17 protein-coding genes are annotated in these 15,601 nt (G+C 65.2%); 1 reads left to right on the top strand and 16 read right to left on the bottom strand.

What is annotated here, in order from left to right; all coding sequences use genetic code 11:
* Window positions 1–130 precede the first annotated feature (130 nt).
* The 16 genes from VL129_RS12045 to flgB form a co-directional block, all read right to left on the bottom strand.
* Window positions 131–691 carry a hypothetical protein gene (locus VL129_RS12045; protein WP_325413061.1) on the bottom strand — a complete coding sequence of 187 codons (561 nt, stop codon included), beginning with the start codon at window positions 689–691 and terminating at the stop codon, window positions 131–133.
* Window positions 692–765: 74 nt separating this feature from the next.
* Entirely contained in the window at window positions 766–1,968 is a 1,203-nt protein-coding gene (locus VL129_RS12040; RefSeq protein ID WP_325413060.1) for a transglycosylase SLT domain-containing protein, read from the bottom strand.
* 65 nt (window positions 1,969–2,033) lie between these two features.
* On the bottom strand, window positions 2,034–3,047 hold the full coding sequence (locus tag VL129_RS12035) for a hypothetical protein (RefSeq protein WP_325413059.1): 1,014 nt from the start codon (window positions 3,045–3,047) through the stop codon (window positions 2,034–2,036).
* A gap of 55 nt (window positions 3,048–3,102) precedes the next feature.
* On the bottom strand, window positions 3,103–4,083 hold the full coding sequence (locus tag VL129_RS12030) for an LPP20 family lipoprotein (protein ID WP_325413058.1): 981 nt from the start codon (window positions 4,081–4,083) through the stop codon (window positions 3,103–3,105).
* 311 nt (window positions 4,084–4,394) lie between these two features.
* Window positions 4,395–5,441, bottom strand: coding sequence for a hypothetical protein (locus tag VL129_RS12025; protein ID WP_325413057.1), 1,047 nt, complete (start codon window positions 5,439–5,441; stop codon window positions 4,395–4,397).
* Between the two features lie 15 nt (window positions 5,442–5,456).
* Entirely contained in the window at window positions 5,457–6,353 is an 897-nt protein-coding gene (gene flgL / locus VL129_RS12020; RefSeq protein WP_325413056.1) for a flagellar hook-associated protein FlgL, read from the bottom strand.
* Window positions 6,354–6,372: 19 nt separating this feature from the next.
* Window positions 6,373–7,764: a flagellar hook-associated protein FlgK gene (gene flgK, locus VL129_RS12015; protein WP_325413055.1), complete on the bottom strand. Its 1,392-nt coding sequence runs from the start codon at window positions 7,762–7,764 to the stop codon at window positions 6,373–6,375.
* Entirely contained in the window at window positions 7,761–8,243 is a 483-nt protein-coding gene (locus VL129_RS17200; RefSeq protein ID WP_414705196.1) for a rod-binding protein, read from the bottom strand. The genes flgK and VL129_RS17200 overlap by 4 nt, the downstream gene beginning before the upstream one ends.
* Before the next feature lie 2 nt (window positions 8,244–8,245).
* Window positions 8,246–9,343 (bottom strand): flagellar basal body P-ring protein FlgI, encoded by a 1,098-nt coding sequence (locus VL129_RS12005; RefSeq protein ID WP_325413054.1) that lies wholly within the window; start codon window positions 9,341–9,343, stop codon window positions 8,246–8,248.
* 11 nt (window positions 9,344–9,354) lie between these two features.
* Entirely contained in the window at window positions 9,355–10,017 is a 663-nt protein-coding gene (gene flgH / locus VL129_RS12000; protein WP_325413053.1) for a flagellar basal body L-ring protein FlgH, read from the bottom strand.
* Window positions 10,018–10,022: 5 nt separating this feature from the next.
* On the bottom strand, window positions 10,023–10,805 hold the full coding sequence (gene flgG / locus VL129_RS11995; protein WP_325413052.1) for a flagellar basal-body rod protein FlgG: 783 nt from the start codon (window positions 10,803–10,805) through the stop codon (window positions 10,023–10,025).
* Window positions 10,806–11,021: 216 nt separating this feature from the next.
* Window positions 11,022–11,747, bottom strand: a complete 726-nt coding sequence (locus VL129_RS11990) for a flagellar basal body rod protein FlgF (RefSeq protein WP_325413051.1) — start codon at window positions 11,745–11,747, stop codon at window positions 11,022–11,024.
* Window positions 11,748–11,760: 13 nt separating this feature from the next.
* Window positions 11,761–12,960 carry a flagellar hook protein FlgE gene (gene flgE, locus VL129_RS11985; protein ID WP_325413050.1) on the bottom strand — a complete coding sequence of 400 codons (1,200 nt, stop codon included), beginning with the start codon at window positions 12,958–12,960 and terminating at the stop codon, window positions 11,761–11,763.
* A 25-nt stretch (window positions 12,961–12,985) separates the two neighbouring features.
* The gene (locus VL129_RS11980) at window positions 12,986–13,633 is read right to left on the bottom strand and encodes a flagellar hook capping FlgD N-terminal domain-containing protein (RefSeq protein ID WP_325413049.1); all 648 of its coding nucleotides are present in this window, start codon (window positions 13,631–13,633) and stop codon (window positions 12,986–12,988) included.
* On the bottom strand, window positions 13,633–14,061 hold the full coding sequence (gene flgC / locus VL129_RS11975) for a flagellar basal body rod protein FlgC (protein WP_325413048.1): 429 nt from the start codon (window positions 14,059–14,061) through the stop codon (window positions 13,633–13,635). The genes VL129_RS11980 and flgC overlap by 1 nt, the downstream gene beginning before the upstream one ends.
* A gap of 3 nt (window positions 14,062–14,064) precedes the next feature.
* A complete protein-coding gene (gene flgB / locus VL129_RS11970) occupies window positions 14,065–14,424 on the bottom strand; it encodes a flagellar basal body rod protein FlgB (protein ID WP_325413047.1) in 360 nt (119 codons plus the stop codon).
* Between the two features lie 191 nt (window positions 14,425–14,615).
* Between flgB and flgA the strand changes: the two genes are divergently transcribed.
* Entirely contained in the window at window positions 14,616–15,299 is a 684-nt protein-coding gene (flgA, locus tag VL129_RS11965; RefSeq protein ID WP_325413046.1) for a flagellar basal body P-ring formation chaperone FlgA, read from the top strand.
* The last annotated feature ends 302 nt before the right edge of the window (window positions 15,300–15,601 follow it).

The following is a 15,601-nucleotide window of genomic DNA, read 5'->3' as shown; positions in this document are numbered from 1 at the left end:
GGACGGCCCATCCGGGAGCCGCCTGCCTGGTGGACAGGGAAAACGTTGTCCACCCTACGGCAAGTTTTGTCCCGCCCAATGAAAACGCCGCTTCCGGGGGGAAGCGGCGTTCGGGCGAAGCCAGGAGCGATCAGCGGGTTGCTTCGCTCAGCTCGTTCTGGGCCTTGGAGGCGCGGAATTCCTGATAAAGGATGTCTTCGTCCTGAGCCGACAGCTTGCGTTGGCTCTGCTGGATGATGCTGTCGTACAGGGCCTTGGTGGCCTCCGGCTGGATGGCAACCATGACGCACAGCTGGCGCTGGCCATCCATGTCCACGAAATCGACCTTGACCGCTTTGGATCCCGAAATCTGCTGTTGTGCCACTTGGCGGGATACCGACTCGAAGCTGCTGCCAACCTGGGTCTTGCCAGCGGCATCGGTGCGGCTGCCGTAGGTCTTGTCCATTGCCGCGACCTTGAGGTTGATTTCCTTGGTGAGCGCGGCGCGGGCGTTGGCGGTGGCCTGGGAACGATCGATGCTGAAGTTACCGCTGGAACTTACACAGTCGGTGGCCGCGATGCCGCCTTCGACGACCGGCGACATGACCCAGTCCGGCAGGCTGGACGTGGGGGCAGCGGGCTTGGAGCCGCAACCGGTCAGTACGGCGGCGGTGAGGGCGGTCAGGCAAAACAGCGAAGAGAAACGCTTCATTCGGGAGCTCCCTTGGGACTTCAGCGGTAAGTCGGCGGCACAACGCCGCCAACCAATGAGTGTTTTCGAGACATTTACAGCGACCGATAGCTCGGCAGGCGCGAGGCGACCCGCTGGAGGTAGTTGCGGGTTTCCTCGTAGGGCAGCCGGGTGCGCATGTGTTCGAAGTTGGCCTTGGGCGACAGGCGATTGATCTGCTCCGCCGCCTTGTTGATGTTGGTGGTGCCGGTGTAGCTGCGCGCCACGTTGCCGGCGCCGGTGTTGTAGGCGGCGATGGCGCAGTACAGGCGGCTTTCCGGATCCTTGACGGCCTTCAGGTAGCGGGTCTGCAGCAGGTGCAGATAGGCCGCGCCCAGCTGGATGTTCTTGGCCGAATCGTACAGGTAGGACGGCGCCACGACGCGCGACTGCCCGTAGACCAGTTCGGTCGCGTCCTTGCCCGCCGAGCCGGGCACGATCTGCATCAGGCCGTAGGCCGGAACCGGGGAGCGGGCCAGCGGATTGAAGGCGCTCTCGGTGTGCATCACCGCCAGAATCAGCGCGGGTTCGATCTTCCAGCGGCTGCCCTGCTCACGCGCATCGGCGAGGAATTCCCGGGCCTTGCTCGCGGGGCGCTGCTCCGGCAGGGGAACCGAAATGGTCACCAGGCCGTTGCTTTGCGTGGTCTGGGCCTGCTCGATGAGTTGCTCGGAGACCTGACGCACCTCCCGATCGGACGGCGCCGGGGAACTGAACAGCTCGCTGAGCACCGCCTTGTTCTCGCCGGCCGACCGTTCGACCAGTCCCGGCGCGGCCTGGCTGACCGCCTGTTCGACCGCCGTGGTCAGCGGATCGTTGCGGGCGGCATCGGCCACATCGGTGGAAAGCAGGCCACGCATTTCGCTCAGAAGGCGCGCCCGGTCGGGCACTCCCGCTTCCTGACGGAAGTTCAGGGTGATGCGGTTCGCCTCGAAATCCACGACCCGCTGTACCGTCTGGTCGCCGCTGTACTCGACCCAGCGGGTCTTGCTGCTCAGTTCGGCATTGCGCCAGTGGGCAGCCAGCTCGCGTTGACGCTCCCGCACCGCCGCCGCATAGCTGTTGCTGTAGGCGGCGAAGCCAGCGGCCAGCTCACGCTGATAGGCTTCGAACTCGGCGCCGCGAGTGGCCGCGAACTCCTGCCGCTGCGCCTGCTGCGAACGGCGAAACGCCTCGAACTCGCTCTCGGCCCGGGCGCCCGTCAGCGTCAGCCCGGCCAGCGCGCCGAGCGACGTGGTGAGGAAAGAACGTCTGTCCATCTACTACCCGTTCCTGAATGCAAAAGGCCTGACACCCGCACGCGGCGGGTGTCAGGCTCGACGGATCACATCTTGACGACGTCTCTGAGGTCAGCGAAGTGATCGCCGAACCCCTTCTTGAACTGCAGGCGGACCGGCTGACCGATGCGGATCTTCTCGGCGATTTCCTCGTCGATGATGATCCAGGCCGATTCGGTACCGATCTGGTTGGACACGCGTGCGCTGCCCAGCTTGAAGGTTTCGATGCTGGTCTGGTTGGTCAGCGGGTTGTTCATGCGGGTGACGTTCATGATTTCCACGGTGTCACCCTCCTTCACGCCATGCTTGCCGCCCAGGGTCACCTTGACCACGACCTGATCCTTGTTGGCGCGCTGCTCGATCACGAAGCCGGTCGGCGCGAACTGGTTCTGCAGCTGGGTGCGCATGCGCGCCACGGCGCGGGCCGCCGCGTCGCGAGCAAACTGCTCGGCGCCGGTCTTGGAAATGGCGCAATCCTGGCTGTAACGGACATCCTCGCTGGAGTAAGCCGAGCCGGCCAGCTCTTCAGTGGTCACCGGACGCATGGACGGCATCTTGTAGATGCGCACGCTGCCGGCCACATCGCCGCTGTATTTGCACGAGGGGGCAATGGTCACCGTGTTGCCTTTGTTGTCAACGAAGCGCTTGCCTTCGGTGAACTGGGCGCCCGCAGCCGCCTGGGACACCACGCCGAGGATGGCGAAGTCCGCCACCTGCTCGCCCTGGTACTCGGCCTTGCCGTGCATCTCGGCCAGCGCCAGCTCCTTGCGCAGCTTGTTGGCCAGCTTGCGATCCACCAGCTCCACGTTGGTGGCCGCCAGGTGCTTCTCGATTTCGCTGGCGATGGTGCTGCCGACCCGTGCCGATTTGGCCAGCGCGATATCGCCATCCTCGGCCTCGAACACCACGACGCGCGGCTTGCCCCCGGCGAGCTCGGCCTTGCTGGGCATCACGTCGCTGGGCTGCAGGCTCACCGGCTGCATGGCATCCAGGTTCTTGATGGTGGTGGACGAGCAACCGGCCATCGCCAGTGCCATCGTCAGCAGTGCTACTTTTTTCATGGTTCCCTCCCCGGGTAAACAAACGGTACAGCTCAGCGCCCTGTCGATGCAGGACTCAGTTGAGGCGCAGGTCGGTCAGAATCTGGTCGACCCCGCCGGAATTCAGGAACTTGCGCAGGGCGTCTTGGCGCGCCCCGTCGTAACTGATCATCGAGATGCCGTTCAGCCGGTAGCTTTTGCGCGCCACCACGCTGTTGCGGTCGTCCAGCAGCGCCACCGACAGGTCGACGACCGCATTCAGGTTGCCGAACATCTCCTGGTTGGTCACCGTGCCCTTGATTTCCAGGCGCCCATCGGCACGCCCGGAGGAAACGGTGCGCACGTTGAGCGCCTGGCCGACCGCCTCGGCCACCGCTTCGAAGGCCGGCGACGCCTGCAGCTGCAGGGTCAGGTTCTGCAGGGCCTGGGCGCAGTCGCGCTGGTAGGCCTCATAGCGCTCCATGGCCGGATTGGCTTCGAAGAAGGTGTCCGCCGTGGACAGCACCAGGGTCAGCAGGCGCGCCTGGTCGATGAGGCCGGGCGCGGCCTGGCAGCCCAGGAAGCGCTGGAAGGGACGCGCGGTCAGCTTGGGATCCAGGCGGCGGCGCAGGTCGGCTTCCACCGTGTCGAGCTGCAGACGGGTGTCGCGCACGAAGTCCTCGCGGGACATTTCCACCAGCACGAAGTAGCGGCCACTGACCAGTTCGGTCTGGCGGACGTTGTAGGCGGAGAGCTTGATGTCCTGGATATAGGCTTCGACCGTTTCCTGGTAACTGCGGGTAACGGTGTTGCCGGAGATGCCCCCGCTGGACACCGCGTCGCTGCGAATGCGGGTGCTCAGCTTGCCGGCGATGGAACGCAGGGCCTGCTGGGTGGCGTCGTTCAGGGTGGCCCCTTCGCCCACCCCGAAGAAGGCGATGAGGTTGTCCTGGGGCGGCGTGCTGACCCAGCTGGGCAGCGCCGCGGCCTGCGCCACGGGAGACACGCCAAGGAGTCCGCTCGACAGAGCCAGGACCGCCGACAGACCGATGACCAGGCGCTGACGCCGCGTGCCCATACCCATGCTCCAGGAACTCCCCTGCTTTCGCCGCAATGTCGCGGTGATATTAAGATGATGTCAGATTATTATCATGGGAGACCGGCCTGTCCAGAATTTTGACCTGGGTCACACCATGGTCTAACGGGCAGGCTTGGCGGGAAATGCGAGGGGGAAGGACACGCGCGCGGCTGGTGGCTCGGCAGGGTGGACGACGTGATTCTGTCCACCCCGGTAGCGGCCTGATTGGTGGACAAAAACAGCGTTGTCCACCCTACGTGTCTCAGAGCCGCCGGGTTGGTGACAGGACCGCGTTTTCCACCCTACCTGTCTCAGGCCAGCAGGCTGACCACGCTGTAGCGGTTCAGGTTGGCCTGGCTGACGATGATCTGCGACTGGGCAATGTAGCTGCTGGCGCCGGAACGCAGCACCTTGAGCAGCGAGCCGAGGTAGTTCTGCGCCCACTGCTGCTCGTCACCGTCCAGCTGCTCGCGCAGGAACTGGCGGATGTCCGCTTCGCGTTCGCGAATCTGCTCGCGCAGCACGGCGATGCGGTCCAGGGCCGAAATCACGTTGTCGAGAATGGCGCGCATCTCGCCGACGGAGTCGAGTTGCGAGTCGCTGGGCAGGCCGAGCAGGCCGTCCTCTGCGCTTTCCACCCGGGCGAAGCTGTCCTTGGCGAACAGCTTGCCTTCGCCGCGCACCGCCAACTGGTCACGCAGCGCGGCCCAGTCGCTTTCGCGGGCGGAGAACATCAGCCGACCTTCGTTATCCAGCTCGGCGCGCAGGCCCGCCTGGCCCAGGCTGACATTGAAGCGGCGCAGCACCTGCTCGTCACTCAGGCCCTCGTCCAGCACCACGGCCAGCGGCTCCGGCAGCTTGCGCCCGGCGGTGAACACCAGGGTTTCCTGGCCGGCCTCGCTGATCCGGTCGATGCTGTCCAGCCCCTGCAGGCTGAAGCGCACGCGCACTGGCTCGGTCAGCTTGAGCTGGAAGCCCGGGTCGATGACGTTATCGTCCAGTCGGCTGCGCTGCTGGAGCATCGCATTGACCTTCTGCAGCGCCTCGCGGGCGCCATCCATTTCAGCCGTGCCGGTCGAGGGCGCACTGAGCTGCCGACCGAGCTTGAGCTTCAGCTGGCTGAGCCGGGATTGCACCTGACTCAGGTAGCTGCTGGCCGACTGCATGGCCGACAGCTGCTGGTTGAGCTGCAGGCCATAGGTGCCGCTCTGGCGTGGCATCGATTCGCTGCGCGGAGCTTCCCGCTCGGCGGGCAGGCCGGCGCCGCTGGCGCGCTGCGGGGCGACACCCTTGAGGTCTGGCGTCTGCCGATCCAGCGCAAACGGCGTTACGGCCGGCAGTTGCTTATCAACCTTCATGGTGTCTCCTTGCCCTTACATCAGGTCGAACAGATTCAGACTGTGCAGCTTCAGGTAGGACTTCTGCGTCGCCTGCAGCGCCACCTGGTAATTGCTCAGGTCCAGCGAGGCTTCTGCATAGTCGAGGGAGGACAGCTCGCCCTCGATCTTCTGGTTGACCAGCGACACGTCGGCCTGGCTGTCCTTGAGCAGCGACAGGGTGTTCTGCCGGCCGCCGAGTTCGGTGATCTGGCCGCTCAGGGAGGCCAGCACCTTGTCCAGGCTGCCGATGGCATCGCCGATGTGGGTGGTGATGCTGGCCGGGTTGTTGAGCATCAGGTCGACCAGTACATTCAACTGGTTGAGGAAGCCGGGGGCACCCGCCAGCACATCGGTGGCGGTGACGTTGTCCTTGATCAGCACACCATTGGCCACCGCCACTTCGCGGGGCTTGTCATTGCCGGTCAGCGTATAGGCGCCGGCCGCGAGCGTGACGGCGCGCTGATCCGTCTTGGTGCCGGAAAAGTAGTAGCGGCCTTCCTCGTCACGCACGTTCAGGTAGCTGACGAAGGTTTCCTTCAGAGTGTCCAGCTCGCTGGCCATACTGCCCAGGTCGTCGTCCGAGTTGGCACCGCGGTTGGCCGCCCAGAGCAGCAGGTCGCGCATTTCCAGCAGGGTGTCGGAGCCGGCCTGCAGGTTGGTTTCCGCCGCCGACAGGCGCCCCTTAAGGCTGTCGATGTTGTGCTGGTATTGGTTGAGGCTGGCCTCCTCGCGGGCGATGCGCAGCAGGCGCACGCTGGCGATGGGGTCGTCGGACGGCACGATGATGCGCTTGCCGGTGGCCATCTGCTGCATCAGCTTGCCGGTGGCGGCCGCGTTGTGACCCAGCGAGCTGTTCATGATGGCGTTGATCTGGGCGTTGGTAATGCGCATGGCGGCGGTCTCGCTGGGATCAGAACATGCCCAGCACGCTGTCGAACAGCGCACCGGCAGTGGTGATGACTTTCAGGTTGGCCTGGTAGGCCTGCTGGTAGTTCATCAGGTTGACGCCTTCCTCGTCGAGGTTCACGGCGCTGATGCTGTCTCGCTGGGCCTGAGCCTGCTTGAGCACCGAGGCGGCGGTTTCCACATCGGCCTGGCCCTGACGGCTCTGGCTGGCGATGCCGCCGAGCAGCGTGGCGTAGGCGTCATTGAGGGTTACGGACGAGCTGACGCCGCCAATGGTGAGAGTCACCTTCTGGTTCTTGAGCGCCAGCAGATCACGCAGCTTATCGTTATTGCCCGGCTCATCCGCCGCAGAGGAGAACGCAAGGTCCTTGGGTTCCAGGTCGTTGACCTTCAGCACCTGGGAAATGCTGCCCGGCGTATGGGTGAACAATTCCAGAGCCAGACCGGAGTCGCCATCCAGATCATAGGCATTGCCATCCGCTAGCACGCCGTTGAAAAGCGCGGCGATTTCCCCGGCGATATCGCTGATGGTTTTCTGCGTGGACCGCAGCCCGTTGTACTCAGCCTCGTACAGGCCACCCAGCTGGCCGCCCCAGCCATCGCGGGCCATGGGGAAGGGGGTGCCGGCGAAATCCAGGGAAAAGTCCTGATGATTGTTCGCCAGGGTGGTCAGCTTCACCGTGGCCGCAGTCGGCCCGGCAACCAGCGGCTGGCCGTTGGCCAGCGACACGTTGAAGCTGCCGTCGGCGGCTTCCATGACGCGCACATCGGCCAGTTCAGCCAGGTCCTGGACCAGCTTGTCGCGCTGGTCGCGCAGGGCTTTGGCGTCGCCGTTGGAGGCTTCGACATGGGTGATGCGCTTGTTCAGCGTGGCCAGGTTGTCGGTCAGGCCGTTGAGCTCGACGATGATCGCCTCGCGCTGGCCGCGCAGGCCGTTGAGCTGGGTCTCGATGTTGTTGCTCAGGCTGTTGACGCGCTGGGCCAGGTTGCGTGCCTCGTTGAGGATCTGCTGGCGCAGGGCGATGGAGTCCGGCGTCGAGGTGGCCTCGCTGAGCGCGGCGTAGAAGTTGTCCAGGCCGCCGCTGATGTTCGAGCCTTCGCTGGCCATCAGGGTTTCCAGCGCGCTGACGTACTTCTGCTGGCTTTCGGTGAAGCTCTCGTGGGAGGTGGCGCGCCACAGCTGGCGGTTGACGAAGTCGTCGGCGATGCGGCGGATGTTGTTGACCTGCACGCCGCGACCGCTGCTCAGCGCGGTGTGTCCGCTGAGCGAGCCCATTTCCACGCCCAGGCGGCTGAAGCCGGGGGTGTTGACGTTGGCGACGTTCTGCCCGGTGGCGGTCAGCGCCACCTGGGTGGCGCGCACGCCGCTGTAGCCGATCTGGCTCAAGAGACTCACGAGCGATTCTCCTTGGTGTCAGGACGAATCGGCTGGGCAAAGGCCGCCGATGCGTGCGGGGACGAACCGGTGTCCGTCATCTGTTGATCCTCAAGGGCGACCGTTTCGTCCGCCGACTTAAATGCCGCGTGCTGCGACCAGCTGCCGCCGATCGGCGCCTGCATGGCCTGGCTGGGCCGCGGTTCGCCGCCCATCTGCTCGACGATCATGCTGGCGATGCCGGTCTGGCGCTGGCCGGCCAGGTGCTCGGCCAGCACCTCGTCGTAGAAGTCGCGCATGGTGTCCAGCTCGCGGCTGCGCATCAGGCTGTCCTCGGACAGCACATCGCCGGCCTTGCGCATCTGCTTGAGGATCTGCTGCAGGAACATGGCCTCGAACTGCTCGGCGGCCGCCTGCAACTGGTCGTTGCGCGAGATGCCGGTCACCTCGGGGTTGTTGCGCCAGCTCTGCAGGGTATCCGGAAGGGAAAGAATGCTCATGGTCAGATCACGATCAGTTCGGCGTTGAGCGCCCCGGCGCGTTCCAGCGCCTGGAGGATGCTCATCACATCGTCCGGCGTGGCGCCCAGGCTGTTCACGGTGTTGATGATGCTGTCCAGGCTGGCGCCATCGGGCCACTTGAACATGCCGTTGCGGTCCTGGGCCACTTCCACCTGGGAACGCGGCACCACGGCAGTCTGGCCCTCGCTGAACGGCGCCGGCTGGCTGACCTGGGGCGTCTCGCTGATGGTTACCGTCAGGTTGCCGTGGGCCACGGCGGCGGCCTTGACGCGCACGCCCTCGCCCATCACCACTGTGCCGGTGCGGCTGTTGAACACCACCTTGGGGCGTTCGCGGCCTTCATCGACATCAATCATTTCCAGCACGGCCATGAAGCCCATGCGCTGGGTGCTGGTGACCGGGGCGCGCACCGCCACCTTGGTGGCGTTCAGCGCCACTGCGACGTCGTCGGCACCGACGTGCTCGTTGATCGCGCGCACGATGTTGGTGACCGTCTGGAAGCCGGGGTTGCGCAGGTTGAGCATGATCTCCGGGCGGTCGGCGAAATCGCTGCCGATGATTCGCTCGACGGTGGCGCCATTGGGTACTCGTCCCGTGGTGGCGCTGTTGATCGCCACGCTGGAACCGCTGTTGCCTTCGGCCTTCAGGCCGCCGACCACCAGGTTGCCCTGGGCCAGCGCGTAGACCTCGCCGTCCACGCCGCGCAGCGGGGTAAGCAGCAGCTGGCCGCCGCGCAGGCTCTTGGCATCGCCCAGCGAGGACACGGTGACGTCGATGGTCTGCCCCGGGCTGTAGGACGGCGGCACGCTGGCGGTGACCGTCACCGCGGCGACGTTCTTCAGCTTGGGGTCGACATTGGGCGGCAGATTCACGCCGAACTGCTGGATCAGGTTGGTCACCGACTGGCTGGTGAACTTCACCTGGTTCTTGTCGCCGGTGCCGTCCAGGCCGACCACCAGGCCGTAGCCGATCAGCTGGTTTTCGCGGATGCCCTCGACATCCACCAGATCCATCAGCGGCACCGCCCGCGCGGCGGCGGGCAGCGTCAGCAGAAACAGGAGGGGAAGCAGCTTGCGCATGGCGAACACCATCAGAAGGGGAACCAGGGGCTGGTGAAGAAGCGGGTCAGCCAGCCAGCCGAGTTGGCATCACTGAGCACGCCCTTGCCGGCATAGGAAATGCGCGCATCGGCAATGCTCTGCGAGGACACCTGGTTGTAGCGGTTGATGTCCTCGGGGCGCACCAGGCCGCTCAGGCGGATGAACTCGTCGCCCTGGTTCAGGCGCAGGCTCTTCTCGCCACGCACCAGCAGCACGCCGTTGGGCAGCACCTGATGCACGGTCACGGCGATGGCGCCGGCCAGGCTGTTCTGCTGCGAGCTGCGCGACGAGCCGGAAAAGTCCCGTTCGCCGCTGGCCGAGCTTTCCAGGCGGTCGTAGGTGTTCCCGAACAGGGTAGGGATACCGATGCCCACCGAGGCTTCCTTGCCGAAGCTGGTGCCGGCGCTCTTGCTCGACTGGGTCTGCTCGTTGAGCACCACCGTCAGGATGTCGCCCACCTGGAAGGCGCGCTTGTCGTACATCAGCGCGCTGCCGTTGCCACGGTACAGGCCACCGGCAACCGGCTTGGGCTGTTCGTAGTCCAGGGCCGGCGGCTGATAGAGGCTGGCGTCTTCGGTGTCCTCGCGCAGCTCGTGGAAGCTGGCGCAACCGCCGAGCAGGAGCGCGAGGGTGAGCGTCAGGGTGCGTTTCATGGTCATCACACGGACTGGTTGAGGTACTGCATCATGCCCGAGCTGGCATCCAGCACCTTGGCGTTGGCCTCGTAGGCGCGCTGCACCGCAATCATCTGCACCATGGCTTCCACTACCTGCACGTTGGAGCCCTCCAGGGCGTACTGCTTGAGCTGGCCCAGGCCATCGGTGCCGGCCACGCCTTCCACCGCCTCGCCGCTGGCGGCGGTTTCGCGGTACAGGTTGCCGCCCAGCGCTTCCAGACCGGCCGGATTGACGAAGTTGACCAGCAAGATCTGTCCCAGCTCTTCCTGCTGACCCTGGCCGTTGGTGACGGTGACGGTGCCGTCGCTGCCCACGTGGAAATTGCTGCTGCCTTCAGGCACCACGATCTGGTCGACCAGCGGCAGGCCCTGGGAGTTGACCACCAGGCCTTCGGCGTTCAGGTGCAGCTGGCCGTTCTCGGTGTAGCAGGTCTCGCCGTCGGCGCCTTCGACGCGGAAGAAGCCCTGGCCGACGATGGCCAGGTCCATCGGCTGGCCGGTGGTCTGGATATTGCCTTCGGTGAAGATCTTCTGGGTACCGACCACGCGCACGCCGTTACCCAGCTGCAGGCCGGACGGCACGGTGTTGATCTGGTCGGCCTGGGCGCCCGGCTGCACCTCGATGGAATAGAACAGGTCCTCGAAGACCGCGCGGTCGCTCTTGAAGCCGGTGGTGTTCACGTTCGCCAGGTTGTTGGCGATGGTGGTCATCGCCGTGTCCTGGGCGATCAGGCCGGTCTTGCTGACCCAGAGTGCTGAACTCATCTGTCGATCCTCTCTTCAAAGCCGCCCCGGCCAGGCCGAGGCGGGAAAAATCTGTTGTCGAGGCAGGTGGGGAACCCCTGTAGGGCCGGCTTTATGCCGGCCAGCGGAGCCGAAATCCCTCGCCTCGGCATCGCATCCACCTCTCTTCGGCCGGCGTAAAAGCCGGCCCCACACAAAGCGCCAAGCCCACGTCCTCTCGCCAGGAGAGGGAGTAACTTACCCGCGCAGCAGCCGGTTACCGGCCTCGGCCAGGGTGGTGGCGGCCTTCATCATCTTCACCTGGGTCTCGAACAGGCGGCTCAGACTCATGGTGGAGACCAGCTCATTGATCGCCGAGACGTTGCTGGACTCCAGGTAGCCGCTGGCCAGGGTCACGGTCTCGCTGGCTTCCAACGGCGCGTTGTTGCGCGCCGTCAGCAGACCTTCCGGGGTCTTCACCAGGTCGACACCCTGGCTGTCGGCGCGCTTGAGACGCCCGACCTCGACCATCAGGAAATCGCCACGCGGCAGCACCGAGACGGTGCCGTCGCTGCCGATGTGCAGCTGATCGTACTCGGGCAGCACCAGCGGGCCGCCCTCGCCCAGCAGCACCCGGCCGCCGACGGTGAGCTGCATGTCGGCATCCACCTGCAGGCTGCCCTGGCGGGTATAGGCCTCGCCGTCCCCATGCTGCACCGCCAGCAGGCCCTGGCCCTGGATGGCCACGTCCAGCGCTCGGCCGGTGAAGTTCAGCGGGCCGGGACTCAGGTTGACGCCGTTGTTCTCGACCCGGGCCATGTGGCGGCTGTCGTAGCCGTAGCCTTCCACCTGCACGGCGGCGGCGCGCTCCATGTCGGCGCGAAAGCCGGCAGTGTTGACGTTGGCCAGGTTGTTGGCGTGGATCTGCAGTGCCTGCATGCTGCGGTTGGCCGCAGTCATCGCCGTGTATCCGAGACGATCCATGAGTCAGCCTCGCTTACATCGCGCTGAACAGGATCTGGTCGAGATCCTTCTGGGTGGAAATCACCTTGGTGTTGGCCTGGTAGTTGCGCTGGCCCTGCATCAGGCTCACCAGCTCCTCGGTCAGGTCGACGTTGGAGTTCTCCAGGGTGCCGGCGTTGACCGTGCCGAACTGGGCCACGCCGGGTGCGCCGGTCAGGGCTTGGCCGGAATCAGTCGTGGACACCCAAGCGGTGCCGCTGACGTTCTTCAGCCCCTCCGGGTTGATGAAGCTGGCCAGCACCACCTGACCCTGCAGCTGGCTCTCGCCGTTGCTGTAGTTGACGAACACGTTGCCCTTGCTGTCGATGCCCAGGCCGGTCTGCTCGCCGGAGGTGTAGCCCGACGCCAGGTTGGTGGAGACGCCGAAGTTGGTGCCGTTCTGGGTGGTGTCGGTGTAGTCGAGGGCGATGGTCAGCGGGGATGCGCCGGGCGGCGTGATGCCACCGAGGGGAACCGGAGCGGCGGGCGCGGTCATGACCCCATTGGTATCGAATGTCATCGCAGCGGATGCCGGCGTCATGGCGGCGCCATCCAGGTAGTAATGAGCCGTCCAGTTATTGGCTCCGGTGGTTACGAAGTACTGGGTCAGGGTGTGCTCCTTGCCCAGCGAGTCGTAGACCTTGGTGGTGTAGGTGTGGTTATAGCTATTCGGATCGCCCGGATTCAAAGGGTCGAACGGCACTGCCGGCGCAGTCTCGTTGGCATCCAGGTTGGCCACGAACTCCAGGCTGTCGGTGGCGCGCGCCGGCAGGGTCGCGGCCTGGATGCGCAGATCGCCCAGACTACCGGTCAGCAGGGTGCCATTGGCGTCGGTGGGATAACCCTGCAGCTTCTGCCCGGCCTTGTTGACGATGTAGTTGGCCGAGTCGGTGCCGAACACCCCGGCGCGGGTGTACTGGGTCTCGCCGTTGGTGCCCTTGACGATGAAGAAGCCGCCTCCGGAGATGGCCAGGTCGAGGGTGCGGCTGGTGTTGAGCAGCGCGCCGCCCAGGCTGATGCTCTGGGTGTTGCCCAGCACTTCCACGCCCATGGCCTGGGTGTCGGCGTACACGCTGCCGAATTCGGTGCGCGAGGACTTGAAGCCGGTGGTGTTGGAGTTGGCGATGTTGTTGCTGACGGTGTTCAGCTGTTCGGAGACGGCGTTCAGGCCGGTCAGGGCGATGTTGAAGCTCATGGTCTTCCCTCGATGATCAACAGGCTCAGCCGCGCTGGCCGAACTGGACGATTTGGTAGAACGGCACGCTGCCAATGCCGGCGATGTTCAGCACCGGGCCGCTGTCGCTGACGCGCACGTCGTTGACCTTGCCGGCCACCTGCAGGCGGGGTTCCTCGCCACTGGCGGTCTCGATGCGTACCTTGTAGGTGCCAGGCTTGAGCCCCAGTGCGGCGGGGTCGAGCGCAACGTCGGCCCGCCCGGCATCCTGGCGGCCCAGCGCCACCGGGGTTTCCTCGCCGTTGGCGTCGGTCAGCCAGAGCACGGTGTTGGTGGAGGTGTGCTGCAGGTCGAACTGAGCGTTGACCTTGCCGTCCAGCTGCAGGCTGTCGGCATGCACGGTGACGCTCTGGCCGACCAGGCTGGCGGCGGTGAGCATCTGCAGGTTGTCGGCCAGCACCAGGCTGCTCTGCTGCAGCTTGGTCATGTTCTCCAGGCTCTGCACCTGGGAGATGGTCGCGTACTGCTCGACAAACTGGGTGCTGTCCATCGGGTTGGTGGGATCCTGGTTCTGGATCTGCGCCACCATCAGGGTGATGAACTGGTTGCTCAGCTGGCCGGCCTCGCTGACGCTGATGGCTTCATCCGGCAGCGCGTACGGGTTGGAGCTGTTGTTGACACCACTGACACTCATCAGAGTTCTCCCAGACGCAGCAGGCTCTGCTGCATGCTCTTCAGGCGGTTGAGCACTTCCACGTTGGTTTCGAAGCTGCGGGTGGCCGACATCATGTCGGTCATTTCTTCGATCTGGTTGAGTGCCGGATAGAACACATAGCCATCGGCGCCGGCCAGCGGGTTGCCCGGCTCGTAGCGCTTGACCGGCTCACGGCCGGTGGTCACCACGTCCAGCACCTGCACATGGGCGCCGCCCATGCCGGCGCCGCGGGTCAGCTCGTCGTTGTTGTACACCGCGGCGAACACCGGGCGACGCGCCGCGTACACATCCTCGGCGGAGGCGGCGGCCGAGTCGATGTTGGCCAGGTTGCTGGCCACGGTGTTCAGGCGCACGGTCTGGGCATTCATGGCCGAGCCGGCGATGCGGTAGATGGATTCAAACGCCATGGCTTAACGTCCCTCGATGGCCTGCTTGAGACCGCTGAACTTCATGCTCAGGAAGGTCAGACTGGTCTGGAAATCCATGGAGTTGCGCGAGAACTCGGCTTGCTCGACGCTCAGCTCCACGGTGTTGCCGTCCAGGGAGGCCTGGTAGGGCACGCGGTACTTGAGCGGCGAATCGACGCGCAGGCTGTCGAGGTCCTGAGCGGACTCCAGGCGGCTCATCTCGCCAGCAAAGTCGACGTCCCGGGCCTGGAAGCCGGGGGTATCCACGTTGGCCAGGTTGGCGGCGAGAATCTCGCTGCGCTGCATGCGCACCTGCAGGGCATGGGCATGCACACCGACCACGTCATCAATCCGTATACTCATGGGCAACCCCAAAAAAATGTCACTCGATCACCCGTAGCAGCTTTTATGCCACTTAGCCATTACCGCATAGGTCATTGATTTTGAAGGCTTTTTATATAGACGATGGAACAACGCAGGACGAAGCGGCAGGCGTCGCGACAGTAAAACGCCGGCCCGGAGGAAAGAGGTTTTCCGCCTGTGTCGCGCTGCTGATGGCGCTGCCGGCGAGCAGCGCACAGGCTGCCACCGCCAGCACACAGATCGACCAGGCGCTGCGCCAGCACCTGCAGCCCGCGCTGGAGCGCGAGGCCCGGCAGCTGGGCTGGCAGCAGCCGCGCCTGAGCCTGGACCTCAGCCTGCCCGCCTCGGTCGAACAGCTGCCCGCCTGCTCCCGGACCCCGCACGCGCAGAGCCTGTCCGGGCGGCAGGAACTGCTCGCCCGCCAACGCTTCCGCCTGAGTTGCACACAGCCGCAGTGGAGCCAGGATGTCACCGCCCAGGCCAAGGTCAGCGTGCTGCTGCTGGTCGCCCGGCACACCCTGGATCGTGACCAGGCGTTGAGCGCAGAGGATGTGAAGATCGAACGCCAGGAGCTGGCCCGCCACGATCGCAGCTTCTTCGGCAAGGTCGAACAGGTGATTGGGCAGACCGCCAAGCGCCGCATCCGCGCCGGCCAGATGCTCACCGCCGAACTGCTGGACGCGCCCCTGTGGGTGCGCCGCGGCCAGTCGGTGACCATCGTCGCCCGCCACGACGGCATCGAGGCCAGCACCCTGGGCGAAGCCCTGGCCAACGGCCGCGAAGGGGAAATCGTGCGGGTACGCAACCGCAGCAGCGAGAAGATCATCGATGCCCAGGTGATCGGCGATGGAGTGGTGACCAGCACCTGGCGGTGAGAGGTGCACCCAACCTGTGGGGCCGGCTTTACGCCGGCCGGCAGAGCCGAGATCGAGCAACTTGGGCCGGCTGACGCCGGCCTTTGGCCGGGATAAACCCGGCCCCACAGGTGATGTACACCCCGTGGGAGCGAATTCATTCGCGAGCTTTTGGGGCGCCCGGCTAGGGATGGTCTGAAGTAGCTCCGCATTTCCGGCCAACTTCAGACCTCGCTGTTTTTTGAAGTGGTACATCGATCAAAAAACGCTCAGATCGACGTCTTATGTAGGGTTTCTAGCCGCTACGCGCACCCCGTAGCGGC

Source organism: Pseudomonas sp., from assembly GCF_035497915.1.
GTDB lineage: Bacteria > Pseudomonadota > Gammaproteobacteria > Pseudomonadales > Pseudomonadaceae > Serpens.
This window is presented reverse-complemented; position numbering and strand designations above follow the sequence as displayed.

Excerpts from the sequence above, each read along its gene's own strand:
- VL129_RS17200 (WP_414705196.1), bottom strand. The coding sequence starts at position 8,243 with ATGAGCATTCTTTCCCTTCCGGATACCCTGCAGAGCTGGCGCAACAAC.
- flgG (WP_325413052.1), bottom strand. The coding sequence starts at position 10,805 with ATGAGTTCAGCACTCTGGGTCAGCAAGACCGGCCTGATCGCCCAGGAC.
- VL129_RS12025 (WP_325413057.1), bottom strand. The coding sequence starts at position 5,441 with ATGAAGGTTGATAAGCAACTGCCGGCCGTAACGCCGTTTGCGCTGGAT.
- VL129_RS12045 (WP_325413061.1), bottom strand. The coding sequence starts at position 691 with ATGAAGCGTTTCTCTTCGCTGTTTTGCCTGACCGCCCTCACCGCCGCC.
- flgH (WP_325413053.1), bottom strand. The coding sequence starts at position 10,017 with ATGAAACGCACCCTGACGCTCACCCTCGCGCTCCTGCTCGGCGGTTGC.
- flgL (WP_325413056.1), bottom strand. The coding sequence starts at position 6,353 with ATGCGCATTACCAACGCCCAGATCAACGCCATCATGAACAGCTCGCTG.
- flgE (WP_325413050.1), bottom strand. The coding sequence starts at position 12,960 with ATGAGCTTCAACATCGCCCTGACCGGCCTGAACGCCGTCTCCGAACAG.
- VL129_RS12035 (WP_325413059.1), bottom strand. The coding sequence starts at position 3,047 with ATGAAAAAAGTAGCACTGCTGACGATGGCACTGGCGATGGCCGGTTGC.
- flgC (WP_325413048.1), bottom strand. The coding sequence starts at position 14,061 with ATGGCGTTTGAATCCATCTACCGCATCGCCGGCTCGGCCATGAATGCC.
- flgB (WP_325413047.1), bottom strand. The coding sequence starts at position 14,424 with ATGAGTATACGGATTGATGACGTGGTCGGTGTGCATGCCCATGCCCTG.
- VL129_RS12030 (WP_325413058.1), bottom strand. The coding sequence starts at position 4,083 with ATGGGCACGCGGCGTCAGCGCCTGGTCATCGGTCTGTCGGCGGTCCTG.
- VL129_RS12040 (WP_325413060.1), bottom strand. The coding sequence starts at position 1,968 with ATGGACAGACGTTCTTTCCTCACCACGTCGCTCGGCGCGCTGGCCGGG.
- VL129_RS11980 (WP_325413049.1), bottom strand. The coding sequence starts at position 13,633 with ATGAGTGTCAGTGGTGTCAACAACAGCTCCAACCCGTACGCGCTGCCG.
- flgA (WP_325413046.1), top strand. The coding sequence starts at position 14,616 with ATGGCGCTGCCGGCGAGCAGCGCACAGGCTGCCACCGCCAGCACACAG.
- VL129_RS12005 (WP_325413054.1), bottom strand. The coding sequence starts at position 9,343 with ATGCGCAAGCTGCTTCCCCTCCTGTTTCTGCTGACGCTGCCCGCCGCC.
- VL129_RS11990 (WP_325413051.1), bottom strand. The coding sequence starts at position 11,747 with ATGGATCGTCTCGGATACACGGCGATGACTGCGGCCAACCGCAGCATG.